This is a genomic window from Streptomyces sp. NPDC045968 (assembly GCF_056430475.1).
Genome location: NZ_JBWKLF010000006.1, coordinates 468,515 through 495,021 on the forward strand (window position 1 = coordinate 468,515; position 26,507 = coordinate 495,021).

At 71.9% G+C, this 26,507-nt stretch carries 23 protein-coding genes; 12 read left to right on the plus strand and 11 right to left on the minus strand.

Going from position 1 to position 26,507, the window contains the following annotated elements; all coding sequences use genetic code 11:
* The first annotated feature begins 80 nt into the window (after nucleotides 1-80).
* From AC07FA_RS20370 to AC07FA_RS20385, 4 genes are all read left to right on the plus strand, one after another.
* On the plus strand, nucleotides 81-1,739 hold the full coding sequence (locus tag AC07FA_RS20370; protein WP_479077181.1) for an FAD-dependent monooxygenase: 1,659 nt from the start codon (nucleotides 81-83) through the stop codon (nucleotides 1,737-1,739).
* A gap of 32 nt (nucleotides 1,740-1,771) precedes the next feature.
* On the plus strand, nucleotides 1,772-1,858 hold the full coding sequence (locus tag AC07FA_RS20375; protein ID WP_311605579.1) for a putative leader peptide: 87 nt from the start codon (nucleotides 1,772-1,774) through the stop codon (nucleotides 1,856-1,858).
* A gap of 73 nt (nucleotides 1,859-1,931) precedes the next feature.
* Nucleotides 1,932-2,486 carry a cupin domain-containing protein gene (locus AC07FA_RS20380; protein WP_479077182.1) on the plus strand — a complete coding sequence of 185 codons (555 nt, stop codon included), beginning with the start codon at nucleotides 1,932-1,934 and terminating at the stop codon, nucleotides 2,484-2,486.
* Complete coding sequence (locus AC07FA_RS20385) at nucleotides 2,483-2,911, plus strand: rhodanese-like domain-containing protein (RefSeq protein WP_479077184.1); 429 nt, start codon at nucleotides 2,483-2,485, stop codon at nucleotides 2,909-2,911. The genes AC07FA_RS20380 and AC07FA_RS20385 overlap by 4 nt, the downstream gene beginning before the upstream one ends.
* Nucleotides 2,912-2,941: 30 nt before the next feature.
* Here AC07FA_RS20385 and AC07FA_RS20390 read toward each other — a convergent pair whose 3' ends face one another.
* Nucleotides 2,942-5,509 carry an ABC transporter permease gene (locus AC07FA_RS20390; RefSeq protein WP_479077186.1) on the minus strand — a complete coding sequence of 856 codons (2,568 nt, stop codon included), beginning with the start codon at nucleotides 5,507-5,509 and terminating at the stop codon, nucleotides 2,942-2,944.
* Nucleotides 5,506-6,285, minus strand: coding sequence for an ArsR/SmtB family transcription factor (locus AC07FA_RS20395; protein WP_479077187.1), 780 nt, complete (start codon nucleotides 6,283-6,285; stop codon nucleotides 5,506-5,508). The genes AC07FA_RS20390 and AC07FA_RS20395 overlap by 4 nt, the downstream gene beginning before the upstream one ends.
* A 232-nt stretch (nucleotides 6,286-6,517) precedes the next feature.
* On the opposite strand from AC07FA_RS20395, the gene AC07FA_RS20400 reads away from it, so the two are divergent.
* The gene (locus AC07FA_RS20400; RefSeq protein ID WP_479077188.1) at nucleotides 6,518-7,252 is read left to right on the plus strand and encodes a DUF6197 family protein; all 735 of its coding nucleotides are present in this window, start codon (nucleotides 6,518-6,520) and stop codon (nucleotides 7,250-7,252) included.
* Between the two features lie 253 nt (nucleotides 7,253-7,505).
* Here the strand turns inward: AC07FA_RS20400 and recX are convergent, their stop codons facing one another.
* Nucleotides 7,506-8,291 carry a recombination regulator RecX gene (gene recX / locus AC07FA_RS20405; protein ID WP_479077190.1) on the minus strand — a complete coding sequence of 262 codons (786 nt, stop codon included), beginning with the start codon at nucleotides 8,289-8,291 and terminating at the stop codon, nucleotides 7,506-7,508.
* Between the two features lie 3 nt (nucleotides 8,292-8,294).
* Nucleotides 8,295-9,425 (minus strand): recombinase RecA, encoded by a 1,131-nt coding sequence (gene recA, locus AC07FA_RS20410; RefSeq protein ID WP_479077191.1) that lies wholly within the window; start codon nucleotides 9,423-9,425, stop codon nucleotides 8,295-8,297.
* A 267-nt stretch (nucleotides 9,426-9,692) separates the two neighbouring features.
* On the opposite strand from recA, the gene AC07FA_RS20415 reads away from it, so the two are divergent.
* A complete protein-coding gene (locus AC07FA_RS20415; protein WP_479077193.1) occupies nucleotides 9,693-10,601 on the plus strand; it encodes an SDR family oxidoreductase in 909 nt (302 codons plus the stop codon).
* Between the two features lie 61 nt (nucleotides 10,602-10,662).
* Here the strand turns inward: AC07FA_RS20415 and AC07FA_RS20420 are convergent, their stop codons facing one another.
* Nucleotides 10,663-11,814, minus strand: coding sequence for an AI-2E family transporter (locus AC07FA_RS20420; RefSeq protein WP_479077247.1), 1,152 nt, complete (start codon nucleotides 11,812-11,814; stop codon nucleotides 10,663-10,665).
* Nucleotides 11,815-12,066: 252 nt separating this feature from the next.
* Nucleotides 12,067-12,261 carry a DUF3046 domain-containing protein gene (locus AC07FA_RS20425; RefSeq protein ID WP_479077195.1) on the minus strand — a complete coding sequence of 65 codons (195 nt, stop codon included), beginning with the start codon at nucleotides 12,259-12,261 and terminating at the stop codon, nucleotides 12,067-12,069.
* A gap of 79 nt (nucleotides 12,262-12,340) precedes the next feature.
* On the opposite strand from AC07FA_RS20425, the gene AC07FA_RS20430 reads away from it, so the two are divergent.
* On the plus strand, nucleotides 12,341-13,255 hold the full coding sequence (locus AC07FA_RS20430; RefSeq protein ID WP_479077196.1) for a hypothetical protein: 915 nt from the start codon (nucleotides 12,341-12,343) through the stop codon (nucleotides 13,253-13,255).
* Here the strand turns inward: AC07FA_RS20430 and AC07FA_RS20435 are convergent.
* Nucleotides 13,248-14,486 (minus strand): PucR family transcriptional regulator, encoded by a 1,239-nt coding sequence (locus AC07FA_RS20435; RefSeq protein ID WP_479077197.1) that lies wholly within the window; start codon nucleotides 14,484-14,486, stop codon nucleotides 13,248-13,250. The two genes, AC07FA_RS20430 and AC07FA_RS20435, sit on opposite strands and share 8 nt — an antisense overlap.
* Nucleotides 14,487-14,632: 146 nt before the next feature.
* On the opposite strand from AC07FA_RS20435, the gene AC07FA_RS20440 reads away from it, so the two are divergent.
* On the plus strand, nucleotides 14,633-16,033 hold the full coding sequence (locus AC07FA_RS20440; protein WP_479077198.1) for an alkyl sulfatase dimerization domain-containing protein: 1,401 nt from the start codon (nucleotides 14,633-14,635) through the stop codon (nucleotides 16,031-16,033).
* Entirely contained in the window at nucleotides 16,030-17,385 is a 1,356-nt protein-coding gene (locus AC07FA_RS20445; RefSeq protein ID WP_479077200.1) for an MFS transporter, read from the plus strand. Before AC07FA_RS20440 ends, AC07FA_RS20445 begins: the two co-directional genes overlap by 4 nt.
* Before the next feature lie 72 nt (nucleotides 17,386-17,457).
* Here AC07FA_RS20445 and AC07FA_RS20450 read toward each other — a convergent pair whose 3' ends face one another.
* From AC07FA_RS20450 to AC07FA_RS20460, 3 genes are read right to left on the minus strand one after another with little or no spacing between them, the layout of a single operon-like run.
* A complete protein-coding gene (locus tag AC07FA_RS20450; protein ID WP_479077201.1) occupies nucleotides 17,458-17,763 on the minus strand; it encodes an AzlD domain-containing protein in 306 nt (101 codons plus the stop codon).
* Nucleotides 17,760-18,590: an AzlC family ABC transporter permease gene (locus AC07FA_RS20455; protein WP_479077202.1), complete on the minus strand. Its 831-nt coding sequence runs from the start codon at nucleotides 18,588-18,590 to the stop codon at nucleotides 17,760-17,762. The genes AC07FA_RS20450 and AC07FA_RS20455 overlap by 4 nt, the downstream gene beginning before the upstream one ends.
* Before the next feature lie 10 nt (nucleotides 18,591-18,600).
* Nucleotides 18,601-19,464: an AraC family transcriptional regulator gene (locus tag AC07FA_RS20460; protein WP_479077204.1), complete on the minus strand. Its 864-nt coding sequence runs from the start codon at nucleotides 19,462-19,464 to the stop codon at nucleotides 18,601-18,603.
* Nucleotides 19,465-19,566: 102 nt separating this feature from the next.
* Between AC07FA_RS20460 and AC07FA_RS20465 the strand changes: the two genes are divergently transcribed.
* The 3 genes from AC07FA_RS20465 to AC07FA_RS20475 all read left to right on the plus strand — a co-directional run bounded on the left by AC07FA_RS20465 (nucleotide 19,567) and on the right by AC07FA_RS20475 (nucleotide 26,019).
* Nucleotides 19,567-24,258, plus strand: coding sequence for an Lhr family ATP-dependent helicase (locus tag AC07FA_RS20465; protein WP_479077205.1), 4,692 nt, complete (start codon nucleotides 19,567-19,569; stop codon nucleotides 24,256-24,258).
* Nucleotides 24,259-24,369: 111 nt separating this feature from the next.
* The gene (locus AC07FA_RS20470) at nucleotides 24,370-25,218 is read left to right on the plus strand and encodes an Fpg/Nei family DNA glycosylase (RefSeq protein WP_479077207.1); all 849 of its coding nucleotides are present in this window, start codon (nucleotides 24,370-24,372) and stop codon (nucleotides 25,216-25,218) included.
* 36 nt (nucleotides 25,219-25,254) lie between these two features.
* A complete protein-coding gene (locus tag AC07FA_RS20475) occupies nucleotides 25,255-26,019 on the plus strand; it encodes an SDR family NAD(P)-dependent oxidoreductase (RefSeq protein WP_479077208.1) in 765 nt (254 codons plus the stop codon).
* 4 nt (nucleotides 26,020-26,023) lie between these two features.
* Here the strand turns inward: AC07FA_RS20475 and AC07FA_RS20480 are convergent, their stop codons facing one another.
* Nucleotides 26,024-26,338 carry a hypothetical protein gene (locus AC07FA_RS20480; RefSeq protein ID WP_479077209.1) on the minus strand — a complete coding sequence of 105 codons (315 nt, stop codon included), beginning with the start codon at nucleotides 26,336-26,338 and terminating at the stop codon, nucleotides 26,024-26,026.
* Nucleotides 26,339-26,507: the final 169 nt, after the last annotated feature.

Below are 26,507 nucleotides of genomic sequence, written 5' to 3' on the forward strand. Positions count from 1 at the left end.
GGTTGCATACGTTCTGTGATCGCGCCCCGAGCCTCCGTCGCCACTTCTCCTACGACCGTACGGGCCGGAAGGTGTGCGCCGTGGACCCGGTGATCGTCGTCGGCGCCGGGCCCGTCGGTCTGGTGCTGTCGCTCGCCCTCGCCGCACAGGGCGTCCCCTCCGTCCTCCTCGACGAAGGTCCGGGGAAGGACGAGCAGCGGCTCGCCCGCACCGTCGTCCTGCGCGAGGACACCGCCGCTCTGGTGGAGCGGCTCGGCTGCACGACCCTGCCCGACGACGGCCTTCGGTGGTCCGGGTGGCGGTCGATGCGGCGCAAGCAGCTGGTACGCGAACTGCCGCTCGGCGAGGCGCCGGACACCGGTCCCCTGCCTGCTCCGGTCCACCTCCCGCAGCACGCCCTGACCCGCGGTCTGCGGGCGGCGGTCGCCGCGCAGAGCCTGGTGCGGATGGCTCCGCTCAGCCGGATCGACACCCTGGAACAGGACCCCGACGGGGTCACCGTGCACACCAGGGAGCCCGATGCCACCTGGTGGCGGGGGAGCTACGTGGTCGGCTGCGACGGCGCCCGATCCACCGTACGCAAGCTGCTGGACATCAGGTTTCCGGGGCGCACGGCGGTGGAACGGCACGCTGTCGCCGCCCTGCGCGCCGAACTGCCCTGGCCGGGCGAAGCCGTACTGCACCGGGCGCCGCCGTGGCGCAGCGGCGGCCCCGAGGTGACCGCACGGCCCCTGCCCGACGGTGTCTGGCGGCTGGACTGGCTGCTTCCGCCGCGCGGTGAGCTGGTCACTCCCGACGCCCTGATCATGCGGGTCCGGGACACGCTGGCCGGCTGGTGCGGGGAGACTCCGCCGTACGAGCTGCTGGACACCGGCGTGTACACGCTGCACCACAGGCTGGCCCGGCGCTGGCGGTCGAAGCGGGCGTTCCTGGCCGGCGACGCCGCCCACCTTCTGGGGGCGCTCGGTACGCAGGGCCTCGACGAAGGGGTGCGGGACGCCGAGAACCTGGCCTGGAAGCTGGCGCAGAGCTGGCACCACGGTGCGTCCGAGCTGCTGCTCGACAGTTACCAGGCGGAGCGCAGGGCCGCGGTCGCCGCACGGCTCCGCGCCGCCGACCAGTCGCTGCCGATACTGCGCGGGGGCGGCGGCCTGCGGACCCTGGTGCCCGGCAGCGCGCGCGGGCACGACACGTTGCTCACCGATGGTCATCTGGGGTGCGGACCGCTGGGTGCGCCCCCTTCGTACACGCATTCGCCCCTTTCGCCTCCGCGCGCAGAGGCGCACACCTCCGTGGGTACGCCCCCCGGTGCGCCGGTCGCCGACGTCCGGGTGACCGCGCCCGACGGGAAGAGCGTCCGCTTGCGCGACCGGCTGGGCCTGGGGCATCTGCTGGTGGTCCTGGTCGCTCCGGGCACCGGAGTGTGGGACCGGCGGCACTGGCTGACGGCAGGCGTCATGCCGCGGCTCATCGAGGCCGTGGCCGCGCTGCCGGTGAAGAGCGAGCTCCTGGTGGCGGAGAGCTACCCCGGTGCGTCGGCGCACACCGTTCTGCTGGTCCGGCCGGACGGGCACCTGGTGGCCGCGTTCGGCGGGGTCCGGCCCGCGGAGCTCTTCGCCGCGGCCGACGCGGCACGCGGAGGCGACACGGAACAGGCCCGCGGGGGTGGTGCGGGCACGGCGCGCGAGGAGCCGCGGCGCACGTCTCTGCGCTCCGAGCGAGCCGCGCACATCAATTGACCCTCACAGGCGCACATGGTGTACTCCAGATCATGACCGACACCGATGTGCGCCTGTGGCGGAGGGTCCATATGGACCTCGTCCGCTATGCGGGCTGCGTGTGTCGACCGTCCTGCTGAATCGCCTCTCACTGCCGCGCCGTGCTGTCTTCGTACGGCGGTGGCTTCAGCGCGAACTCTCAGGACGGTTCCTGTGTCTGCACTCCCCTCGTCGTTTTCTGTTCCCGTAGGCCGGCCGACGTCGGCATCCGTGTCCGCGCCGGATGCCGCGGAACTGCTCGCCTTCGTCCGCCGTATCGCCGACGACACGGCGCTCGTCGCCTCACTCCCCCTCGACCCCGAGGGCCGTACCTGGCTCCGGCTCGACGGCCCGGGCGGCAGCGAGGCCTGGCTCATCGGCTGGCCGCCCGGCACAGGCACCGGCTGGCACGACCACGCCGACTCCATCGGCGCCTTCACGACCGCGGCGGGCACGCTCAAGGAACATTCACTGGCCGCCCGGCTGCCCACCGACGGCTGGAAGACCCTGGAACTGAGCGAAGGAGTCGACCGCACGCGGAAGTTGACCGCAGGTCAGGGCAGGGCTTTCGGCCGGCACCATGTGCATGAGGTGCTGAACGACTCCGCCGGTGAACATGCCGTCTCGGTGCACGCCTACTACCCCCCGCTGCCGCGTATCCGCCGCTACAGCCGTACGGGTCCGGTGCTCCGCCTGGAGCAGATCGAACGTCCGGAGGACTGGCAGTGAGCAACGACCACAAGACCACCGGCGTCAACGGCGGTATCGACGCGGAACCAGTAGGCATCGACGACTTGCTGGAACGGGTCCGGGCCGGAATCGACCGGATCGACCCGCGTCAGGCCGCCGCTGCGGCCGCGGACGGCGCGCTGCTGGTGGACATCCGCTACGCGGCCCTGCGGGAACGCGACGGGCTCATTCCGGGTGCGCTGGTCGTCGAGCGCAACGAGCTGGAGTGGCGGCTCGATCCGTGGGGAAGCCATCGCGCCGCCGAGGCGGTGAGCCACCGGCTCCAGGTGGTGGTGATCTGCAACGAGGGGTACGCGTCGAGCCTCGCGGTAGCGTCCCTGCACCAGTTGGGCCTGCGCCGCGCGACCGACCTGATCGGCGGATTCCAGGCATGGCGCGCGGCGGGGCTCCCGGTCGAGGTGTGACCAAAAGCCCCTGCCGCCCACCGGAGGTGGTCACTGCCCGGCTGTGGCCACCTCCACCGGGCGGGGCCTGAGTGCCAGCCGTCCGGGAAGGGCCGTGGCCACCAGGGCGAGCAGCGCGGCGACGCCCAGCACCGCCGCGTACACCGCCGGCAGGACGGCGGGCGCCGCGCTCCCGGTCATTCCGACGCTGAAGGCGGTCAGGACCGCCGGGGAGATGCCGCTCCCGAGGACGGCGGCGATCAGCAGAACCGTCAGTGCCTCGATACGGAGCATCCGCAGCACCTGGCGGCGGGTCGCGCCGGCCAGCCGGAGCATGGCGAACTCCCGGACGCGCTCGGAGACCGACATGGCGAGGGTGTTCACGACGGCGATGGCGGTGAAGGCCAGCACGAGTGCCATGGCCAGGTAGGTGACCTCGGCGTTCTGCTGCTGCCGGTCGGCCTGGAGCCGGTCGACGTCGGCGGGGGCGAGTACCGCGACTCCGGGGAAGTCCTTGACGCGCCCGGCGATGTCGGCACGGTCGCGGTCGCCGGCGACCAGGACGGTGGCGGCCAGGGGGTTGTCCATGTGGCGGGCGACCAGGTCACGGGGCAGGGTCAGATCTCCGAAGCCCAGTCCCCGGGCGTACACGGCGGCGACCGTGAGGCTCGCCGGGGTGCCGTCGCCGAGATGGAGCTCCAGCCGGTCACCGGGGCGCAGCTCCAGCCGTTCGGCGGCGAGTTCGCTGATCGCGGCTGTGCGGGAGTCGTTCGCGAAGTCGGTGAGCGAGCCGCCGGTGACCCCGGGGTCCCAGGTCCTGGTGAGTCCGGCCGGGGTGACGCCCTGGGCCGTGTACCTGTCGAGTCCGACCCGCACGGTGGTGCGTACGACTTCGGTGACAGCGGACACCCCTCTCATCCCGCGCACCGCCTCGACTGCGGCGGGCGGGACGCCGGGCCCCTCCGCGACCAGGACCGAGGTGGCTCGGGTGCCCTCCCGTGCCTGGGTGCGGGCGGCGTCGGAGAGGGTCGGCTGCACGAAGAGAACGGTGCAGGTCATACCGATGAGCAGGGTGAGCGGGGTGACGACCGCGGCCATCCGGGTGGCATGTCCACGGACGTTGGAGGCGGCGAGGGAACCGCCGTGCCCGGTACGGCGCAGAGGCCCGGCCAGCACCGCGACCGCTCCCTTGACGAGCACCGGCCCCAGCAGGGACACGGCCGTGGCCAGCACCACCACGGCCAGGAAGGTGACGGGCGTCGAGGCCGCCTCCGTACGCAGGGCGGCGAGTACGCGGACGAGGACGATACCGCCCGCGAGCAGGGCCAGACCGGCGAGGAGCCGCCCCCGGCCGGGACGCTCACGCTCGGCAGCCGCCTCGGCCATCGCCTCGGCCGGTCTCATACGGGAGATGCGGCTGCCGGAGATACGAGCAGCCGCCCACGCACCGACGAGGGTGACGGCGACGGCGGCGAGCATGGGGAAGACGCCCGAGGTCCGCTCCAGCGTGGCGGGAACAGCACCCATGTCGATGAATCGACCATGGAGCCAGCCGGCGAGTGGCAGCCCGGCGAGCGAGCCCAGGACACCCGCGACGGCTCCGACCAGCAGGGCTTCGCGGCAGAGCAGGCGGCGGACCTGACGTGAGGTGGCGGCGATGGCGCGCAACAGGGCCAGCTCGCGGTGCCGCTGCTGGATGGAGAGCGCGAAAGTGCCGACGACGACGAGGACCGCCACGAGGAGCGAGGTGCCGCCCATCGCCCCGCCCATGGAGACGAGCTTGATACGAGCGCCTGCGGCGTCCAGGAACTCGACCGGCCCGCGGGCTTCGCCGGTGGAGACCTGTGCGGTGGTGCCGGTGAGCGCCTGCTTCACCTGCCGTTCCAGGTCCGGGAGATCTGTTCCGGGTGCGGGGATCACTCCGAGGGCGGCGACCTGGCCGGGGCGGGCCGCGAGCCGCTCGGCCTCGGCGGTGCTGAAGAAGAGGGAGGCCTGTCTGCGGAGACCGTCGCGGGCTCCGGAAACGGTGGGGGCCGCTATGCCGCTGATGCGGTAGGGGCGCGGGTCACTGGTGGACTGCACGGTGAGGTGGTCTCCGGGCTTCAGACCGGCCCGCTGGGCGAGCTCACGGTCGATCACCACCTCGTCGGCCGATTCGGGGGCGCGGCCCGCGGTGAGGACGAAGGGGGTGAGCGGCGCGGAACTCCAGGCGTGACCGTACGACGGCCTGCCGGAGGGGCCGCCGGCCGGGCCATGGACCACGGGCTGCGCGGGAAAGGTGAGTTCGGGGAAGACCTTGCCGACGCCTTGGACCGCGCGGACCCGTTCGGCTGTGGCTGCGGACAGCCACGCCCGCTCGGCGACGGGCTTCGCCTTGTGCTTGACCTTCGTCTTGCCGTTGCCCTTGTGCTTGACGACGGTCCGGTGGACGTTCTGGTCGGCCGAGACGACGAGGGGCGTGGCGGCATAGCGTTCGGTGGCGATCTTTCCGCGCAGTCCGGTCTCCAGAAGCGTGCCGCAGGCCGTGATGAGAGCGGCGGCACACATGAGAGCCAGCAAAGCGCCCAGGAACCCGCCTTTCCGGTCCCGGACGGTGTTGAGTGCGTAGCGCAGCATCATGACGCGTCCGTCTCTGTCTCTGTGCGGTTGTCTGCGGGACTGGTGGGCTCCATGGGGCCCGGCTTCCGGGAGGGGCCGGCCGGGGCCGGGAAGGCGAGCAGGCGGGTATGGACCGTGCGTGCGCCGGACGGCGTCGCCGCGTCCGGGCGCTTGTACCGGTTCATCAAGGCGATGTACTCCTCGAAGAACGCGCGGAGTTCGGGGAGCGTGAGCCGGACGAAGCCGCGCGAGCAGGGGAAGGCATCGCCCCACTCGTCGCTCTGACCGGCGTTGTCACCCGCTTCGGCGTCGCCACCCGGGTTGGCGTCGTCGCTCTGACCGGCCTCGGCACCCTGGTCGAGCTGGTGTCCGCTGTCACGCTGGAGCTGCTCGAAGAGGGCGAGGTCCGCGGCGTACGCGTGTCTGTTGAGCTCGTCCATGACGAGCCGCGTCTCGGGTGTCTGACGGGACCGCGGCGGGAAACGCCGGTCACCCGGAACCGCCTTCCACCAACGTCGCCTCCTGCTTCCCGGGCCCTCGGCCCCGGAGGCCGCGAGCCTCGCGGCACGGGGCTCGACATCCTCCGGTGCGGCCTCCTCCACGAAGCCGTACCTGGCCAGTTCGCGCAGGTGGTAGCTGGTGGCCCCGGTGTTGAGCCCGAGAGCGCGGGCGAGGATCGCGGACGTCGCCGGTCCGTTCAGGGTGAGGTGCTGAAGGATCTGCTGGCGCCGCGGCTGGGCGAGCGCTTTGAGGGCTGCCAGCTCTGTGATCTCGGTACCGCCGGGCTTCTCTGCCATGTCGCACACACTGCTCTGTGCACAGGGCCCTGTGCACTGGAGCATTCCCGCGTCTTCGTACGGGGGTTGGCCCCCTCGACGTCCTCCGGCCGGTGCTCTCACGACGAATCCCCGTCGGCACACCCGAACGCCACGTCCCAGTGGAGCAATCACCGCGCGCCCCGCACATTCACCTCAACAGCAAGGACAGGAATACGCGGAGATAACGGAGATATACGGAGATGTCGCGCCGATGAAAACCGCTCACCTCACCCCTGATCAGCTCGACGACCAGGTCTCCCACCTGCACGACACCGCGGTCTGGCAGGAGATCATCACGGGCTGGGATCACACCGTCCCCGAAGCACCGCTACCACTGCCCCCGGACTCGGGCCCGGAGTGGAAGTCAGGGTCGGAATCTCGGCCCGAGCCAGGGACGGAGTCTCTGCCTGGGGCAAGGTCGGAATCTCGGCCTGGGTCACGGCCCGGGTCCGGATCGGCCGACGGCGGCCCGGCCGACTGGCGGGACCTGCTGTCCGTCCCCGTCGAGCAGATCATCGACCAGTCACTGCTGGCGCTGCCGACCTCGCCGCCCCGCGAGCGACGGCTGCCCGGGCGACTGGGCGCGGTCCTGCCCGAGCGTCTGCACAGCTGGCGGCGGATCGGTCAGCCCGATGTGCGCCCCTCCGCCCACCTCGGCTACGCCCGGCAGATCCTGGTCGAGTGGGGCTGGCAGAACACCCCGTACCGGTTGCGCAACGCCCGTGGCGCCCGTTGTATCTGCGGCGCCCTCCTCACCGCTCACCGCCTCGGGTACGGCTCCCTCCACACGGTGGACCAAGCCGGCGCCTGGCTGATCACCGAACTCCGCTCGCAGGGCTGGACCGACCTGATCGGCCCGTGGAACCGGCACCCCGACCGCACCGCCGCAGACGCCCTGTCCCTGCTCGACGCCACCATCCGACGAGCCGCACGCGCGGGCCACTGACCGCAGGCCACTGACCGCCCCGACCACCCCCGACGGCCGGGACCGACCATGCGCCGCCCAACTCCTGTCCGCCATGCCCCCCCGGACACCGTCACCGGGCTCCGGCATGCCGCACCCCCGCTACGGCATCCCCCGCACCACCAGCGTCGGCACGGCACACGATCTCCGCGGCCACCGCACCAGTCGCTTGCCCGATCCCCTGTCCCGCTCCACCCACGTGCCGCCCCCGGCCCCCTCACCGGTCCCCCCGCGCTCAGAAGGGCTCGTCCAGGCCCTCCGTCTCTTCGCCCTCTTCCGCCAGTGCCTGCCTCACCACGCGCAGGGCCATCCCCTCCCCGTACCCCTTGCGCGCGAGCATGCCCGCGAGGCGGCGCAGGCGCTTGTCGCGGTCCAGGCCACGGGTGGAGCGGAGTTTGCGGGCCACCAGATCGCGGGCCGTCTCCTCCTCCTGCTCCGGGTCGAGCTGTCCGACCGCGTCGTCGATCAGCGCGGAATCCACGCCCTTGGTGCGCAGCTCACGGACGAGGGCCCGCCGAGCCAGCCCCCGGCTGTGATGCCGGGATTCCACCCATGCCTCCGCGAACGCCCCGTCGTTGATCAGCCCCACGTCCTCGAACCTCGACAGCACTTCTTCGGCGGCTTCGTCGGGGATCTCCCGCTTGCGCAGGGCGTCCGCGAGCTGCCTGCGGGTGCGTGGGGTCCCGGTGAGCAGGCGCAGACAGATGTTGCGCGCCTGCTCTACCGGGTCCTGCGGCTCCCCCTTCTCGGCCCTCGACGAGGAGGAGGAACCGCCGCTTCTGGAGCCCGTGCGGGAACGGCGGCCGGCGCCCCCGCCCGGCCCCGGGCCTTCGCCGAACTCCCCGCCCGAGCCTCTCCCCCGACGGCCCCCGGCCCGCGCGGCGGACTCGGACCGGAAACCGGACCCCGCCCCGGAACCGGACTCCGTCTCGGACGCATGGGCGGACCCTGCGGCGAATTCAGGGCCGGTGACCGCCCCGGGGACGGCGTCGCCGCCCGGCCACTCCGTACGACGCGTCACCGCCTAGCTCTTTGCCGCCGCAGCCTTGGTGGCCTTGGCCTTGGTGACCGGCGTGGGCACGGACTTCGCCGAAGCGTCGGCCGCACCATCGGCGGTGACCGCCGCATCGGCAGCGGGCTCGATCGCCGCGGCCTCGGGCCGCACCCCGATACCCAGCTTCTCCAGGATCTTCTTCTCGATCTCATCGGCGAGGTCGGGATTGTCCTTGAGGAAGTTGCGGGCGTTCTCCTTGCCCTGGCCGAGCTGGTCGCCCTCGTACGTGTACCAGGCACCGGCCTTGCGGACGAAGCCGTGATCGACACCCATGTCGATCAGACCGCCCTCGCGGCTGATGCCGTGGCCGTAGAGGATGTCGAACTCGGCCTGCTTGAACGGCGGCGCGACCTTGTTCTTGACGACCTTGACCCGCGTGCGGTTGCCCACGGCGTCGGTGCCGTCCTTGAGCGTCTCGATCCGTCGGATGTCGAGACGCACCGAGGCGTAGAACTTCAGCGCCCGGCCACCGGTCGTGGTCTCGGGGGAGCCGAACATCACACCGATCTTCTCGCGGAGCTGGTTGATGAAGATCGCGGTGGTCTTGGACTGGTTGAGCGCGCTGGTGATCTTGCGGAGCGCCTGGCTCATCAGACGGGCCTGCAGACCCACGTGCGAGTCACCCATCTCGCCCTCGATCTCGGCACGCGGCACCAGAGCCGCGACGGAGTCGATGACGATCAGGTCGAGCGCACCGGAGCGGATCAGCATGTCCACGATTTCCAGCGCCTGCTCACCGTTGTCCGGCTGGGACAGGATGAGGTTGTCGATGTCGACACCGAGCTTCTTCGCGTACTCGGGGTCGAGGGCGTGCTCGGCGTCGATGAAGGCCACCGTGCCGCCGAGCTTCTGCGCGTTCGCCACGGCGTGCAGCGTCAGCGTCGTCTTACCGGAGGACTCCGGCCCGTACACCTCCACCACACGGCCGCGCGGCAGACCGCCGACGCCAAGGGCGACGTCGAGCGCGGTCGACCCGGTGGGGATCACCTCGATGGGCTCGTTCGGCCGCTCACCGAGGCGCATCACCGCGCCCTTGCCGAATTGCCGTTCAATCTGTGCGAGTGCGGCGTCCAACGCCTTCTCGCGGTCGGTTCCTGCCATGGGTTCCACCCGATTTGCTTGAGTCGATCGCTTCACGTCAAAGACGCTAACCCCTGCCACTGACAATGGGCCTCGACGTCCTCCCGGCCTGTGGATAACTCCACGGTCGGGTCCGGGAAAACCCGGCCGGAATCTCATGAGAATGGATGTTCGATTTTGGTGTCAAGCGCACCACGCCGAACCATCCAGCCGAGAATAGCGGCTTATAACAGCGTAGGCCCGGCAAGTCAATGAAGAGTGTCCGGCATCATGTTAGATTCCCGGCTTATGGGGACATCTCTGGCAGGGAAAGTTGCTCTTGTCGCAGGAGCCACACGCGGGGCGGGGAGAGGCATCGCGGTCGAGCTCGGTGCCGCCGGAGCGACCGTGTATGTGACGGGACGCACCAGCGGGTCCGAACGTTCCGAGATGAACCGGCCGGAGACGATCGAGGAGACCGCAGCCCTCGTGGACCGGGCGGGAGGTCACGGGATCGCCGTACAGGTGGACCACCTCGTCCCCTCCCAGGTCAGCAGGCTGGTTGCGCGTATCCGAAGCGAGCAGGGCGCCCTCCACGTGCTGGTGAACGACATCTGGGGTGCCCGGATCGAGTGGAACAGGTCCGTGTGGGAATCGTCCCTGGACACCGGGCTGCACACCCTGCGGCTGGCCGTCGACACGCACGCCATCACCAGCCACTACGCGATCCCGCTGCTCATCGGGACGCCCGGCGGTCTGGTCGTCGAAGTGACCGACGGCACCACCGAGTACAACGCGGAGAACTACCGGGTCTCGTTCTTCTACGACCTGGCGAAGACGTCGGTGAACCGGATGGCCTTCGCGCTGGCGCACGAGCTGGCGCCCCACCAGGCGACCGCCGTATCGCTCACCCCTGGCTGGCTCAGGTCCGAGGCCATGCTCCAGGCACACGGCGTCACCGAGGCCGACTGGCGTGACGCGATCGCGCACTCGCCCCACTTCGCCATCTCCGAGAGCCCCGCCTACGTCGGCCGCGCCGTCGCCGCACTGGCCCAGGACCCCGAGGTCGCCCGCTGGAACGGGGAGTCGCTGTCCAGCGGCCGACTGGCACAGGTGTACGGCTTCACGGACATCGACGGCAGTCGGCCCGATGCCTGGCGATACCTCACCGAGGTCCAGGACCCCGGCCTTCCCGCGGACGTCACCGGATACCGCTGACCCCCGGTCGCCGCTACCCCAGACCCCGGTCGCCGGCAGCCCTGCCCCCGGTCGCCACGCGTCAGCCGCGTGCGTCCCTGTCCGGCCGCTCGCCCCCGCCGTCGGATTTCCGCAGCAGGTGGCGCAGGCGCGCCCCCACCGGCCCGCCGCGGCGCCCACGGCCGCCGCCGTGCACCCTGGGGTCGTCCGTCACCGCGTACCGCTTCACATACGCGCCGAGGAACGCCTGCAGCGTCGCGATCGCCGGGATCGCGATCAGCGCGCCCACGGCTCCCATCAGCGCCGTACCGGCGACGACCGAGCCGAAGGCGACCGCCGGATGGATGTCGACGGTCTTGGAGGTGAGCTTGGGCTGCAGCACGTAGTTCTCGAACTGCTGGTAGACCACCACGAAACCGAGGACCCACAGCGCGTACCAGGGGTTGACGGTGAACGCGATCAGCATCGGCAGGGCGCCCGCCAGATACGTACCGATGGTGGGGATGAACTGGGAGACCAGTCCGACCCAGACAGCGAGCGCCGGGGCGTAGGGCACGCCCAGGATCACCAGCAGCACGTAGTGCGCGACGCCGGAGATCAGCGCCATCAGTCCGCGCGAGTAGAGGTAGCCGCCGGTCTTGTCGACGGCGATCTCCCAGGCGCGCAGCACTTCGGCCTGATGCGCGGGCGGCAGGACGGAGCACAGCGCGCGGCGCAGCCGGGGGCCGTCGGCCGCGAAGTAGAAGGAGAACAGGAAGATCGTCAACAGCCGGAACAGTCCGCCGAGCACCGTCGTCGAGACGTCGAGGACGCCGGTCGCGCTGTTCTGGACGTACTTCTGCAGCCAGTCGGAGTGCAACAGGCTGTCCTGGACGTCGACTCTGGACAGCTCGGTGCGGAAGGTCTGGTTCACCCAGTTGATCACCGAGTCGAGGTACTCCGGGAGGTCCTCGACCATGTCGAGGATCTGGCCCGCGAGCATCGAACCGAGCAGGACGACGAAGCCGGCTGCGGCGGCCAGGACGGCGAGGAACACCAGGAACGTGGCAAGTCCGCGGCGCATGCCGCGCGACGCCATCCGGCTCACGGCCGGTTCGATGGCCAGGGCCAGGAAGAAGGCGATGAGTACGTTGATCAGCAGGCCGATGAGCTGGTCGAACGCCCAGCTGCCGAGCTGGAAACAGGCGTAGAGCGCGAGCGCGAGCACCATCGCGCGCGGCAGCCAGCCGGGCATACGAGCCGGTCCGGCACCGGTGGGCGGCGCGGGTGGCGCGGCCGGCGGGACGGGCGGTGAAGCGGGCGGCTGGGTCTGAGCGGTCTCGTCTGTCGGTGCCACGGGACAAGTCTCGCCCATACCTGTGACACCGCCCGCCCCGGACGCCTGTGAACGGAGCGGCCGGATGCCGTCAACGTCACCTGGTGCCACCGCCCGTCCGGGGGGACCGCCGACGCCGGGCCGGGGGCTGTCCGTGCGCGCCCGGGGACGTCAGCGCTTTTCGGCGGGGACGCCGACCGCCGCGCAGACCCCGCGCCAGACGTCCTTCGCGTCCCATCCGGCAGCCAGCGCCTGGTGGACCGTACGGCCTCCGAGCTCGGACATCACATGATCGCGAGCGAAGGAATCCGCGTACGCCGCACCGAAATGGTCCGCCATCCGCTCCCAGAAAATCGTCAACCGCATGCATCCATTATCCCGCTCCTGAGAGTGCAGCCGGGCCGCCCGGCCTTGCCGACAGCGCTTTCCGCTCTACGGTCGGTCCATGGCTGGAACCGGAGCACACCCACTCGCCCGCGCCGAGCAGTTCATCTGGCTCACGGCCCGCGTCCTCGAACAGCGGCGGTTCGCCCAGGAGTTCCTGGGCGCGGGCGCGGACGCGGTCGAGACCGCGCTCGCCGCCTACCTGAACGAGGACGGCGGCTACGGGCACGCGCTGGAACCCGATCTGCGCGGTCCCGTGAGCCAGCCTCTGCACACCGCTCACGCGCTGAGCGTGCTCGACTCGATCGGCCGGTGCACCGGCATGCGTGTGGAGCGAATCTGCCGCTATCTGACCGATGTGTCGACCAAGGAGGGTGCGCTGCCCGCGATCCACCCCTCGCAACGGGGCTACCCGGCCGCTCCGTTCATCCCGGTCGTCGACGACCCTCCCGCCGAGCTGCTTGCCACCGGCCCCGTCGTGGGGCTGCTCCACCGCAATCAGGTGTGGCACGCGTGGCTGTTCCGGGCCACCGATTTCTGCTGGGCCGCCGTCGACGCGCTGGAGCAGTCCCATCCGTACGAGATCCAGGCGGCCGTCGCCTTCCTGGACGATGTCCCGGACCGGGCCCGGGCCCAGGCGGCCGCCGACCGCCTGGGACGGCTGGTACGCGACCAGCGGCTGGCGGTGCTGGACCCGCAGCGGCGTTCGGAGTACCCGGTGGCGCCCGGATACGCACCGGGTGAACACCACTTCCCGTACGACTTCGCCCGTACACCCGGATCGCTCGCCCGAAGCTGGTTCACCGACGCGGAGCTGGAGCGTTCGCTCGACCATCTGGCGGCCGGGCAGCAGGAGGACGGTGGCTGGCCGGTCACCTGGCGGCAGTGGGCGCCGGGGACGGCCCTGGAGGGGCGTCCGCTGGTGACGCTCCGGGCGCTCCAGACCCTGCGGGCGTACGGTCGCCGCCTCAGCTGATCCGCCCCGGGGCACCGGGGCCCTTCGCCGCCGTCGAGCCGTACGCCTCGGTGTCGTGGAGCAGCAGCGCGGCGATGGCCAGCGCGGTGCCCCGCGGGGAGGCCAGGTCGAGGCCGGTCAGCGTGGTGAAGCGGGCCAGGCGGTTGTCGACCGTGTTGGGGTGCAGTCCCAGTACGTCCGCTGTGCGGCGGCGGTCCTGCTGGTGGGCCAGGTGCGTACGCACGGTCCGCAGCAGCTCGGGACGGGCGGCGACGGGGGCCAGCAGCGCGGCGATGCGACGGCTGCTCGGACCCGGGCGCGAGAGGTGGTACTCCAGGAGAACGTCGTCCAGGGAGTGCAGCCCGGAAGGCAGCCCGCACGCACGCGCCACCCGCAGGACCTCCACGGCCGTCCGGGACGCCTCGGGGACGGCGTCCGGGGTGTCGGCAGGGACCGTCGCGACCCGGACGTCCGCCCCGCAGGCCCTGGTGAGCCTCCGCGCCAGATCGGGAGGAGGCTCGCTCCCCTGCGGTACGACGGCCCGGCCGGCGCCCGCGTCGAACAGCACCAGCAGTTCCGGTCCGAAGGTCTGGTCGAGAGCGGTCTGGACGCGCCGCGTCCGCCGCCGCACGGTCACCGAGTCCCCGCTCCCGGGATCGGCACCGGACGAGGGTTCCAGGGCCAGGGCGAGCACCAGGGCGGGCCCGGTGAGACCCAGCTCGTCCAGCAGGTCCTGGCGGGGCTCCAGGGCGCCGTCGAGGAAACCGCGTACCAGGGAGCGGCGCTGTTCCCGCTGTTCCGCCTCCAGGGCCGAACGCTCGTCCAGATAGGTCTCCGCGACGGTACCCATCAGTTTGTGGTGCGAGCGCAGGAGCAGGTCGACGAGTTCGGTGAGAGCGCCCTCCTCGCCGGGCTTCGCCGCGTCTCGCAGCGCCTGCCACAGCACGTACATCCCGAGCGCGTGGGAACGCAGCAGGAGATGCAGCGGAAAGCCTTCCTCTGCGCGCTGCGCCGCCCGCTCCCGGAACAGCCGCAGACCGCCGGCTCCGGGATGCGGGTCGGTGGCGCGGCGCAGGAAGAGCCGGACCCCGTACCGGGCGGTCGCGGCGACCTCCAGGTCCTTCATCTCGCTCGGGAGCCCGGCATAGCCGGGAAGCTCCTCGAAGGACTCGCGGGCCATGCGGCGGGCCAGTTCGTTGACCTTGGGCTCGCACCGCAGAGCGAGGGCCCGGGCTTCCTCGGACAGCGGCATGACGGCTCCCTGCGCCCCCGGCGGCTCTTGTGACGGATCACAGTACGCAGCCGTCCTCGGTGTGACCAGAGCGGGTGTCGTCGGCCACTTCCGGGGCTGAGACTCGGGTTCCTGGCCATCGCCGTTCAGCCGAAGGAGCCGCAGGTATGACGGAGCACAGCCCGACGGACTATCTCACCTATGCCGACCAGGTGTGGCGCGGTGAGGATTCACTGCTGGCCCACCTCTCGGGCACCTACCCGCTCACCGAACTGGTGACCGTGCGCGAGCGGGTCGGCTTCCTCCCGGCGTTCGCCAACGTCGCGGTGTTCGACACCGGTGACGGCCTGGTGCTCGTGGACTCCGGGGACATCCGTACCGCACAGCCGTTGCACCAGGCGGTGCGGGCCTTCAGCCCGCGGCACGTCAGCACGGTCGTCTACACGCACGGCCACGTGGACCACGTCTTCGGAGTGGCCCCGTTCGACGCCCAGGCCGACGCCGAGGGACGTGCACGCCCCGAGGTGATCGCGCACGAGGCGGTGACCGCACGGTTCGACCGCTACGTCAGCACCGCGGGCTACAACACCTGGATCAACCGGCGGCAGTTCGGCGTACCGTCCCTGAACTGGCCGTCCACCTACCGCTACCCGGACACCACCTACCGGGACACGATGACCGTCGAGCGCGGCGACCTCACGTTCGAGCTGGTTCACGCCAGGGGTGAGACGGACGACAGCACCTATGTGTGGGTGCCTGAACTCAAAACGCTGTGCACGGGCGACCTCTTCATCTGGAACACCCCCAACGCCGGCAACCCCCAGAAGGTGCAGCGCTACCCGGAGGACTGGGCGCGCGCCCTGCGTGCCATGCAGGAGCTCGGCGCGGAACTGCTGCTCCCGGGGCACGGTGTGCCGATCGTCGGCAAGGAACGGGTCCACCAGGCACTCGACGACACGGCGCGGTTCCTGGAGTCGCTGTGCGAGCAGACGCGCACCCTGATGAACGCGGGGCACCGTCTCGACGCGGTGCTGCACGGGGTGCGGGTTCCGCAGGAGCTGCTGGAGAAGCCGTATCTGCACCCCGCCTACGACGAGCCCGAATTCGTCGTGCGCAACCTGTGGCGGCTCTGGGGCGGCTGGTACGACCAGAATCCGGCCCACCTCAAGCCCGCTCCGGACGCCGCCGTCGCCGCCGAGTTCGCGCGTGCGGCGGGCGGTGCGACGGTGCTGGCCGACCGTGCGGTGAAGCTGCTGGAGGAGGGCGAACTGCGGCTCGCCTCGCATCTCGCGGAGACGGCCGCCCTGGCGGCTCCGGCCGACGTGGACGTGGCGCGGATACGGGCACGGGTGTACGCGGAACGGGCGGCGGCCGAAACGTCCACGATGGCCCGGGGCGTGTTCAACTGGGCCTCGGCCGAATCGGCTGCGGTGGCCGAGGGGACGGACCTGGAGACGGAGCTGACTCGCTCTCCGGCGGGCCGCAGGCGCGCCGCGGGGATGATCAGCGTGGGCGTCACCGAGGACGACTCCTGCGGCTGCGGCGGGGCGCCGGGGGAAGCCGGATGAGCACCCCTCCGAGGGCGGTGCCGACCGCGCACAGCCCCGGAGCCACCGGGCCGGGCGCCGGCACGGACCGCACGCCGCGTGGGGCCTGGGGCACCACCTGGTTGCTGCTCGCCTTCATGCTGGTCAACTTCGCCGACAAGACCGTCATGGGGCTCGCCGCCGGCCCGATCCGGGACGAGCTGGGTCTGACCCGGGGTGAGTTCGGCACGGCACAGTCGTCGTTCTTCGCACTGTTCAGTCTGGCCGCACTCGGGGTGTCGTTCCTGACCCGCCGCATCCGCACCACCGTCCTCCTCCTCGGCATGGCGCTGCTGTGGTCGGTGGCGCAGCTTCCGATGCTGCTCGGTGCGGCCGGGTTCGGGACTCTGCTGGCCACTCGGGTGCTGCTCGGTGCGGCCGAGGGACCCGCCGCCCCGGTCGCCGTGCACCATCTGCACGGCTGGTTCGGGCAGAAGGACCGCACCCTGCCCACCGCCGTGCTGATGGTCGGCGCGGCCGGCGGGGTGGCCCTGTCGGCTCCCCTGCTCACGGTCGTGATCGATGTGTGGGGCTGGCGGTGGGCCTTCGGCGTCGTGGGCCTGGTGGGCCTGGTCTGGGCGGTCTGCTGGCACCTCCGGGGGGAGGAGGGGCCGCTCGCCCCGCCGCTCGGCCGGACCGCGTCCAGCGCCGAGGACGCGCCCACGGTCCCGTACCGCAGGCTGCTGCTCTCCGGCACCTGGCTGACGGCCGCGTTCGGCGCCTTCGCCGCGTACTGGCTGCTGTCGGCCGGACTGACCTGGGCGCCGGACTATCTGCACGAGGTCTCCGGCCTGAGCCTGCGGCAGTCCGGTACGGTGGTCACGGCCACCGCGGTCGGCAACGCCGTGGTGCTCCTCGGACACGGACTGCTGGCACGCCGGGCCTCCCGCAAGCAGACCTCCGGCCGGCTCCCCTCCGGCCTCGGTGGCGGTCTGGTGATGTGCGTGGCCGCCGTGGCGATCGCGGCGTTCGCCCAGGTGGATTCGGTGGGGGTGAAGATCGCGCTGATGGTGGGCCCCATGGCGCTGACGAATGTCATCCTCACCGTGTCGCAGACAGCCGTCGCCCGGATCACGCCCTCCGCGCAGCGTGGTGTGGTGCTGGGCGCACTGGCCTTCGTGTACGCCCTCGCGGGCATCCTGTCGCCGCTGGTCACGGGGCGGATGGTGGATGCCGCCGCATCGGTGCCTGCCGGATACCACTCCGCGTATCTGCTGATGGCGGGGCTCGTGGCGGTGGCCGGCGTATGCGCGGTCTGCTTCCTGCGGCCGGAGAGGGACGCGGCACGGCTGGGCGTACCGGAGATGCCTTCCGCTGCTCCGCTCGCACACTGAGCGGGCGTCGGGGCGTCGCACGGTAAGGGGCTCGGTCCAGTGGACCGAGCCCCTTACCGTGTGCGCGGACCCCTACCCCAGGGCGCGTATCAAGGCCGTCACCACCACGGCGGCCCCGACGACCACCAGGAAGGGCGCGCGAAGGACCAGGGCGAGGGCCGCTGCCGCCAGTCCCGCTGCCCGCGCGTCGAGAACGAGCTGCTGCCCGTCACCGAAGGTCTGCTCCGCGGTGAGGGCCGCCAGCAGCGCTACGGGCAGCAGCGCGGCCAGACGCTGCACCACGGGGCGTTCCAGCGCTCCGGCGGGAACGAGCAGCCCAAGGAGCTTCGCGAGATAGCAGCCGACGGCGGTGAGTCCGATGGCGATCCAGACGTTCATCGACGGCGCTCCTCGTCCTGCGTCACCACGGTCGTTCCGTTCTTGCGGCGCCCCATCAGAAAGAGCACGACGGGTGCGGCGAGCGCGGACAGCAGGACCGGAAGTCCCGCGGGCAGCACCGGCAGCAGTCCCAGGAACAGCAGGACGGCGAGTGCGGCCGTGACGCGCTCCCCGGTGCTTTTCAGCATCGGCGCGAGCAGCGCCAGGAACACCGCGGGGCTCGCCGCGTCCAGCCCCCACGCGTCGGTGTCACCAAGCGCCTCGGCGCCGAGCGCGCCCACCAGAGTGGTCAGGTTCCACAGGACGTACAGGGTGAGCCCGGTGACCGTGAAACCGATCCGGGCGGCCCGCCTGGTGGGCTGGGGCAGGGTGACGGCGGTCGTCTCGTCGATGACCCACTGCGCGGCGAACGGACGTACCGCGCGGGGCAGCGCGAGCAGTTGCGAGAGCCGCAGCCCGTAGAACGCGTTCCGTACGCCGAGGAAGAAGGCTCCGGCCGCCGCGGTGTACGGGTTCCCTCCCGCCGCGAGCGCGCCCACCAGAGCGAACTGCGAGGCGCCGGTGAAGACGAGAAGACTGAGCGCGCACGTCTGGAGCAGAGTCAGTCCGGCGCCGGCCGAGGTGACCCCGAAGGCGAACCCGGAGAGCCCGACGGCGATACCGACGCCGAGCGCGTCCCGGACGACCTCGGCATCACGCTTGGGCGCGTCGGACATCGCCGTACCGGAGGTGTCCGTACCGGGCGCTCCGGTCGCTCGTGCGTCCGGGCCGCCGGCTCCGCTGTCGTCCACGCGGTCTCTTCCTGGGGGTGCTGTCTGTTCTGCCACGCCCGGAACGCTACGGGGAGGTGTCCGTAGCGGTCTTGTACGTTCTTGCGCGCTCGCGCTGGTACGCCCCCGGCGGCACCCCCACGATCCGGGTGAAGTGACGGTTGAGGTGGGGCTGATCCGTGAAGCCGACGGCTGCGGCGGCCTCGGCAGGTGCGGTGCCCCCGTCCAGCAGGCGGCGAGCCCGCCGCACCCGGGCGTCGGTGAGCCAGGTGTGCGGAGGCATCCCGTACTGCTTCCTGAACGCGCGAAGCAGCGCGAACGGACTGGTCCCGAGCTCGGCGGCGAGCGTCTCCAGTGTCGGCGGGTCGGCCATCCGCTCCTGGAGCACCGCCCGGGCGCGCGCAGCGTCGCGCGCGCCCGCCGAGTGGGGTGCGGGGGCCGGCAGCACCCCGCCGTGCCGGCCGAGGAGCCTGGCGACCAGGACACGGAGCACGCTGTCCGCCGCGAGGGCGTTGCCCTCCTCGGCCGCCCGGTGGACCTCGGTGATCAGCCGGGCCGCGTGCGGGTCCAGCACGCTGGTCTCGGCGAAGCCGACTGTGCCGCGCAGGTTCGTCATATCGGCCGCGATGTCGTTGATCACCTGCGCGGAAGGGTAGAGCGTGGCGTACACCCAGCCCTCCGGGACGCCGGCACGGGCGGTGTGCGGGACCTCCGGATTGATCATGACCACGGCGCCGGGACCCGCGTGCACGGAGCCGCCGGGCAGGCCGACGTCCTCGACCCCGCGCGTGATCGCGCCGAAGACATAGCCCTCGTGGCTGTGGCGCCGGAAGGTGTGGCGGACGTAGCGGGCCCGCAGCAGATCGAGTCCGGGCAGCTCCGCGTACTGCCAGTACCGTGCCCACTCCTTGTCCGTCCCCGCTGCCGCCATACGCGCATTCTCGCAGCTCCGGGGCACCGTACGCAGATCCCGGCCCCCGCCACGGGCCGCCGTCACCGGCCGTTGTCAGTGGCGAGGTGCACGATGGGGGACATGGCCGGTACCGCACTCGATTCGTTCTCCCCCGCGACCCGCAGCTGGTTCACGGGGGCCTTCAGCGCGCCCACCGCGGCGCAGGAGGGGGCCTGGCGGGCCATCGCCGAGGGGTCGGACGTGCTCGTGGTCGCGCCCACCGGATCGGGCAAGACCCTCGCCGCGTTCCTCGCCTCACTGGACCGGCTGGCCGCCGTCCCGCCACCCGCCGAGGCGAAGAAGCGCTGTCGCGTGCTGTACGTGTCACCGCTCAAGGCCCTCGCCGTGGACGTGGAGCGCAACCTCCGTTCGCCTCTGACGGGCATCCGCCAGGAGTCCGTACGCCTGGGGCTCCCCGAGCCCGAGGTGCGTGTCGGAATCCGTTCGGGCGACACCCCGCCGGCCGAACGCCGCTCCATGGCGACCAGGCCGCCCGACATCCTGATCACGACACCCGAATCGCTGTTCCTGATGCTCACCTCTTCGGCCCGCGAAGCCCTCGCGGGTGTCGAGACGGTGATCCTGGACGAGGTGCACGCCGTCGCCGGTACCAAGCGCGGCGCCCACCTCGCCGTGTCGCTGGAGCGTCTCGACGAACTGCTGCCCCGGCCCGCGCGACGGATCGGCCTGTCGGCGACCGTCCGCCCCGTCGACGAGGTGGCACGGTTCCTGTCGCCCCAGCGGAAGGTGGAGATCGTCCAGCCGCCGTCCGCCAAGCAGTTCGACCTGTCGGTGGTCGTGCCCGTCGAGGATCTGGGTGAGCTCGGCGGATCCCCGGCCACGGACGGCGGAGCGGACCAGGCCGAGAAGCCGTCGATCTGGCCCCATGTCGAGGAGCGGATCGCCGATCTCGTCCAGTCCCACCGCTCCACCATCGTCTTCGCCAACTCCCGGCGCCTCGCGGAGCGGCTCTGCAACAGACTCAACGAGATCGCGTACGAGCGGGCGACAGGCACCGTGTTCGACGAACACGCCGCCCCGCTGCCGGAGGCCCACTCCCCCGCCGAGATCATGGCCCAGTCCGGCGCGGCCAAGGGCGCCCCGCCGCTGCTCGCCCGCGCCCACCACGGATCGGTCTCCAAGGAACAGCGCGCCCAGGTCGAGGAGGACCTCAAGGCAGGACGACTGCCCGCCGTCGTCGCCACGTCCAGCCTGGAGCTCGGCATCGACATGGGCGCGGTCGACCTGGTGATCCAGGTCGAGTCCCCGCCGTCCGTCGCCTCCGGACTCCAGCGGGTGGGCCGCGCCGGACACCAGGTGGGGGCCGTCTCCACCGGGGTTGTCTTCCCGAAGTACCGGGGCGACCTGGTCCAGGCTGCCGTGGTCACCGAGCGCATGCGCGAAGGTGCCATCGAGGCCCTGAGGGTCCCGTCCAACCCCCTGGACGTGCTCGCCCAGCAGCTGGTCGCCATCGTCGCCCTGGACACCTGGCAGGCCGACGACCTGCTCGCCCTGGCCCGCCGTGCCGCCCCGTTCGCCTCGCTCCCCGAATCCGCGTTCACGGCCGTCCTCGACATGCTCGCCGGCCGCTATCCGTCCGACGCCTTCGCGGAGCTGCGCCCACGCGTGGTGTGGGACCGCGTCGCCGGTACGGTCACCGGCCGCCCGGGCGCCCAGCGGCTCGCTGTCACCTCCGGCGGGACGATTCCCGACCGGGGGCTCTTCGGGGTCTTCCTCGCGGGGTCCGACCCCAAGAAGGGCGGCGGACGGGTCGGCGAGCTCGACGAGGAAATGGTGTACGAGTCCCGGGTCGGCGATGTCTTCACCCTGGGCACCACGTCCTGGCGGATCGAGGACATCACCAGGGACCGGGTCCTGGTCTCCCCGGCGCCCGGCGTCCCGGGCCGGCTGCCGTTCTGGAAGGGCGACCAGCTGGGCCGCCCGCTGGAGCTGGGCCGCGCGCTGGGCGCGTTCCTGCGGGAGATCGGGGGCCTGTCCCCACAGGACGCCAGGGCCAGACTGCTCGCCGCCGGTCTCGACGACTGGGCTGCCGACAACATCCTGTCGTACCGGGAGGAACAGGTCCGCGCCTGCGGCCACGTCCCGGACGACCGGACCATCCTCGTCGAGCGGTTCCGGGACGAGCTGGGCGACTGGCGGGTGGTCGTGCACTCCCCCTTCGGAGCCCAGGTGCACGCCCCGTGGGCACTGGCCCTGTCCGCCCGTCTCGGCGAGCGGTACGGAATGGACGCCCAGGTCATGCACGCCGACGACGGCATCGTGCTGCGGCTCCCCGACGCCGACCTGATGGGCCTCGACCTCCTCGACTTCGACCCCGCCCAGGACCTGGACACCGGCGGCATCGGCGGGGAGCGGGGTCCCGCGCTCCCCGCCGCCTCGTTCGACAGCGAGCAGCCTCCGGTCGGTGCGTCCGACGTCGTCTTCGACAAGGGCGAGATCAGCCAGATCGTCACCGACCAGGTGGGCGGCTCCGCGTTGTTCGCGTCCCGGTTCCGCGAGTGCGCCGCACGCGCCCTGCTGCTGCCCCGGCGGAGCCCCGGCAAGCGCACACCGCTCTGGCAGCAGCGCCAGCGCGCGTCACAACTGCTCCAGGTCGCTTCCGAGTTCGGTTCGTTCCCGATCGTCCTCGAAGCGGTCCGCGAATGCCTGCAGGACGTCTTCGACGTCCCGGGTCTCACGGAACTGATGGGTGATCTCGAAGCCCGGCGCATCCGCCTGGTCGAGGTGACCACCCAGGAACCCTCGCCCTTCGCCCGCTCCCTCCTCTTCGGTTACGTCGCGCAGTTCCTGTACGAGGGCGACTCCCCCCTCGCCGAACGGCGCGCGGCCGCCCTCTCGCTCGACTCGCATCTGCTGGCCGAACTGCTGGGCCAGGCGGAGCTGCGGGAACTTCTGGACCCCGAGGTGCTGACCGAGCTGGAGCAGGAGCTCCAGTGGCTGACCGAGGACCGGAAGATCAAGGACATCGAAGGAGTCGCCGACCTCCTGCGCGTCCTGGGCCCGCTGACCGATGCCGAGCTGGCCGAGCGCGGCGCGCAGCCTCAGTGGGCACCGGAACTGGCGTCGGCCCGCCGCGCCATCCAGGTCCGCGTCGCCGGAGCCCCCCGCTGGGCAGCCATCGAGGACGCGGGCCGCCTGCGCGACGCGCTGGGTACGGCGCTCCCCGTCGGGGTCCCCGAGGCGTTCACCGAACCGGTGAAGGACCCCCTCGGTGACCTCCTCGCCCGCCACGCCCGTACGCACGGCCCGTTCACCTCCACCCAGGCAGCCGACCGTTTCGGCCTGGGTACGGCGGTCACGGACGGAGCGCTCCAGCGGCTGTCCGCCTCGGGCCGGATCGTCCAGGGCGAGTTCCACCCCGCCGGCATCGGCCAGGAGTGGTGCGACGCCACCGTCCTGCGCCGGCTGCGCCGCCGTTCGCTCGCCGCGCTCCGCCACGAGCTGGAACCAGTACCTCCGGCCGCCCTGGCGACCTTCCTCCCCCAGTGGCAGCACATGGGCGACAACAGCCTGCGCGGGATCGACGGACTGGCCCGCGCCATCGAGCAGTTGCAGGGCGCTCCCGTACCAGCGTCCGCACTGGAGAAGCTGATCCTGCCGAGCCGGGTGTCGGGTTACACCCCCGCGCTCCTCGACGAGCTGACGACGACCGGCGAAGTCGTCTGGGCCGGCGCAGGCTCGCTCCCCGGCAAGGACGGCTGGCTCTCCCTCTACCTCGCCGACAGCGCTCCGCTGCTGCTGCCCCCGCCGCACCCGCTGGAGGAATCCGCACTGCACGAGTCGGTCCTGACCACGCTCTCCGGCGGTTACGGCCTGTTCTTCCGCCAGATCGCCGACCAGGTCCGTGCGACCACCCACCCCGACTGCACCGACCCCCAACTGGCCGACGCCCTCTGGGACCTGGCCTGGTCGGGCCGTCTCACCAACGACACCCTCGCCCCCCTGCGCGCACTCCTCGGCTCCGGGCGCACGGCGGGCTCCACGGCCCACCGCGCCAGACGCAGCGTCCCGCGCGGCCGTTACGGCTCGCTGACCGCCGCCGCCCGTCCGGCCTCCCGCACCGGCCCGCCCACGGTCTCTGGCCGCTGGTCCCTGCTCCCCGCGACCGAGCCGGAACCCACGCACCGGGCGCATGCACTGGCCCGGACACTCCTGGACCGCCACGGCGTGGTCACGCGCGGAGCGGTGCAGGCCGAAGGCGTCGAGGGCGGCTTCTCCGCGACGTACCGCATCCTCGCCGCCTTCGAGGACAACGGGCAGGCGCGTCGCGGCTATGTCGTCGAGGGCCTCGGAGCGGCCCAGTTCGCGATGGAGGGGGCCGTGGACCGGCTCAGGGCCGCGTCCACGGCCCGCGACCGTACGGACCCGGGCACCGCCCCACGTGCGGTGGTGCTCGCCGCCGCGGACCCGGCCAACGCGTACGGGGCTGCGCTGTCCTGGCCCGAGCCGCCGGAGGGCGCGGGACACAAACCCGGCCGCAAGGCCGGCGCGCTCGTGGTCCTCGTCGACGGCGAGCTGACGCTCTACATGGAGCGCGGCGGGAAGACCCTGCTGGCCTGGCCGACCGATCCGGACGACCCGGCCCTCAGGGCAGCCGCCGAGGCCCTGGCCTCCGCGGCGCGGGCCGGAGCCCTCGGCACCGTCACGGTGGAACGCACCAACGGCGCTTCATCCCTCACTTCACCCCTGGGCCGCACCCTGGAAGCGGCAGGCTTCCTCGCCACCCCAAGGGGCCTGCGCCTCCGCGCCTGACCCCAGGCGCCCGCGCCGTACGAAGCCGGTCCCGGCCACCCGGACCAACGCCCGCACCCCAGGACCGCCCGTCAACGCCCCACCCCACCCCCGACCCCGCAAAATGGAGGCATGCCCGAAGGAGACACCGTCCTGCAGACCGCCAAGCGTCTGCACACCGCGCTCGCAGGTCAGGTCCTCACCCACTCCGACCTCCGCGTCCCCCGCCTCGCCACCGTCGACCTGACCGGCCGCAAGGTCCTCGACGTCACCCCTCGCGGCAAGCACCTCCTCACGCGCATCGAGGGCGGCCTGACCCTCCACAGCCACCTGCGGATGGACGGAGCCTGGCGCATCTACGCGGCGGGCGAGCGCTGGCGCGGCGGACCCGCTCACCAGATCCGCGCCGTCCTCGGCAACGCCGCACACACGGCGGTCGGCTACCGGCTCCCCGTCCTCGACCTCCTCCGCACCCTGGACGAGGAGAAGATCGTCGGCCACCTGGGCCCCGATCTGCTGGGCCCCGACTGGGACGCCGACACCGCGCTGCGCAATCTGCTCTCCGACCCGGAGCGCCCCCTCGGGGAAGCACTCCTGGACCAGCGCAATCTGGCGGGTATCGGCAACGTCTTCAAGTGCGAGCTCTGCTTCATGGCCCGCTTCACCCCCTGGCTCCCGGTCGGCGAACTCCCCGCACCCACCGCCGCCCGGCTGGTCACCACCGCCAAACAGCTCCTCGAAGCCAACCGCGACCGCCCCACGCGCACCACCACAGGCCCGACACCCGCCGCCGGCGCCTCCCGCACGGGCGCGCGCACGCCCATGCGCACACCCGCCCGAGCCCGCCCTCAGGAACACCTCTATGTGTACGGACGGGAGCGCCGCTCCTGCCTGCGCTGCGGCACACCCATCAGAAAGGCCGACGACGCCGGCCGCCCCACCTACTGGTGCCCACACTGCCAAGCGGGCCCCACACCGTAGTTGACGGGTCATCAGGTCCGGTCGTACGGTCCCGTCATGCCCCTCTCCGCGTACGACCTCACCGGCCGGTCCGCATTCGTCACCGGTGCGGCAAGCGGCATCGGCCGGGCCGTCGCCGTCCTCCTGGCGGAAGCGGGAGCCACAGTCCACTGCGCCGATCTGGACGAGAAGGGGCTCCACGCGACCCACGAGCTGATCACCGGCTCAGGTGGCACGGCCCACACCCATCTGCTGGATGTGACAGACCGTAGTCAGGTCCGGTCCGCGGTGGCGAAGGCCGGCGCGGTGGACATCCTGGCCGCCATCGCGGGGATCATGCACACGAGCAGCGTCCTCGACACCGACGACGCGGACCTCGACCGGGTCCTGGCGGTGAACTTCAAGGGCGTGCTCTACGCCTGCCAGGAAGTGGCCCGCAGCCTCATCACCCGCTCCGCCCCCGGCTCCCTGATCACCATGGCCTCGGGCGCCATCGACGCCGCAAGCCCCGGCCTCCTCTGCTACAGCACCGCCAAGGCCGCGGTCGTCCAGCTCACCAGGACGCTCGCCACCGAACTCGGCCCGCACTCCATACGGGTGAACGCCGTCGCCCCCGGCTGGATCCGTACACCGATGACCGACCGCCATGACGCGGACCAGCAGCACCGGACGGAGGCCACGATGGCCCGCATGTCCCCACTCGGCCGGGTCGGCGAACCGATGGACGTCGCGCACACGGTCCTGCACCTCGCATCGGACGCTTCGGCCTTCATGACCGGCCAGATCCTCCGGCCGAACGGCGGCGTCGCCATGCCCAGGTGAAGCATCACCGGCCCACGCTCCCGGCGCCACCCTCCCCCGCACCCGCGGACCGGGACCCGCCCTCACCGGACCGGGACCCGCCCCCCTCAGCCCCAAACCCGTCCCCACCGGACCGAGACCCGCCCCCACCAGACCGGGACCCCGCCCGCGCCGGCCGAGCGGTCGCCGCCACATGGACCGGCAGCAGACTCAGCCCCCACCCGCCCGCCGCCACCGCACCCTCGACCACCCCGGCGTGTTCCGGCACCAGCACCAGCCGCAGCACGGCCCACCACCACAGCCCGCCGAACACGAGCGCCGGTATCCATCGCCGTGTCATGGCTGCCTCCTCCGGGCGACGCTAGTCCGGCACGATCTCCCCGCGGGAGGGCGCACCGGTGTGACACCGGGGCGCACAGCGACGGCGGACCCGGTTCACGCGCCTCCTGGGCAGTTTCCCCCGAGACCGACCGGGCTGCATCCGAACAGCCCCCACACCCGCACACACG

What these genes read in the sequence shown, in the direction of transcription:
- AC07FA_RS20375 (WP_311605579.1), top strand. Translation starts at nt 1,772, where the DNA reads ATGACCGACACCGATGTGCGCCTGTGGCGGAGGGTCCATATGGACCTC.
- AC07FA_RS20390 (WP_479077186.1), bottom strand. Translation starts at nt 5,509, where the DNA reads ATGATGCTGCGCTACGCACTCAACACCGTCCGGGACCGGAAAGGCGGG.
- AC07FA_RS20395 (WP_479077187.1), bottom strand. Translation starts at nt 6,285, where the DNA reads ATGGCAGAGAAGCCCGGCGGTACCGAGATCACAGAGCTGGCAGCCCTC.
- AC07FA_RS20400 (WP_479077188.1), top strand. Translation starts at nt 6,518, where the DNA reads ATGAAAACCGCTCACCTCACCCCTGATCAGCTCGACGACCAGGTCTCC.
- recA (WP_479077191.1), bottom strand. Translation starts at nt 9,425, where the DNA reads ATGGCAGGAACCGACCGCGAGAAGGCGTTGGACGCCGCACTCGCACAG.
- AC07FA_RS20415 (WP_479077193.1), top strand. Translation starts at nt 9,693, where the DNA reads ATGGGGACATCTCTGGCAGGGAAAGTTGCTCTTGTCGCAGGAGCCACA.
- AC07FA_RS20420 (WP_479077247.1), bottom strand. Translation starts at nt 11,814, where the DNA reads ATGCCCGGCTGGCTGCCGCGCGCGATGGTGCTCGCGCTCGCGCTCTAC.
- AC07FA_RS20425 (WP_479077195.1), bottom strand. Translation starts at nt 12,261, where the DNA reads ATGCGGTTGACGATTTTCTGGGAGCGGATGGCGGACCATTTCGGTGCG.
- AC07FA_RS20430 (WP_479077196.1), top strand. Translation starts at nt 12,341, where the DNA reads ATGGCTGGAACCGGAGCACACCCACTCGCCCGCGCCGAGCAGTTCATC.
- AC07FA_RS20435 (WP_479077197.1), bottom strand. Translation starts at nt 14,486, where the DNA reads ATGCCGCTGTCCGAGGAAGCCCGGGCCCTCGCTCTGCGGTGCGAGCCC.
- AC07FA_RS20440 (WP_479077198.1), top strand. Translation starts at nt 14,633, where the DNA reads ATGACGGAGCACAGCCCGACGGACTATCTCACCTATGCCGACCAGGTG.
- AC07FA_RS20445 (WP_479077200.1), top strand. Translation starts at nt 16,030, where the DNA reads ATGAGCACCCCTCCGAGGGCGGTGCCGACCGCGCACAGCCCCGGAGCC.
- AC07FA_RS20450 (WP_479077201.1), bottom strand. Translation starts at nt 17,763, where the DNA reads ATGAACGTCTGGATCGCCATCGGACTCACCGCCGTCGGCTGCTATCTC.
- AC07FA_RS20460 (WP_479077204.1), bottom strand. Translation starts at nt 19,464, where the DNA reads ATGGCGGCAGCGGGGACGGACAAGGAGTGGGCACGGTACTGGCAGTAC.
- AC07FA_RS20465 (WP_479077205.1), top strand. Translation starts at nt 19,567, where the DNA reads ATGGCCGGTACCGCACTCGATTCGTTCTCCCCCGCGACCCGCAGCTGG.
- AC07FA_RS20470 (WP_479077207.1), top strand. Translation starts at nt 24,370, where the DNA reads ATGCCCGAAGGAGACACCGTCCTGCAGACCGCCAAGCGTCTGCACACC.
- AC07FA_RS20475 (WP_479077208.1), top strand. Translation starts at nt 25,255, where the DNA reads ATGCCCCTCTCCGCGTACGACCTCACCGGCCGGTCCGCATTCGTCACC.
- AC07FA_RS20480 (WP_479077209.1), bottom strand. Translation starts at nt 26,338, where the DNA reads ATGACACGGCGATGGATACCGGCGCTCGTGTTCGGCGGGCTGTGGTGG.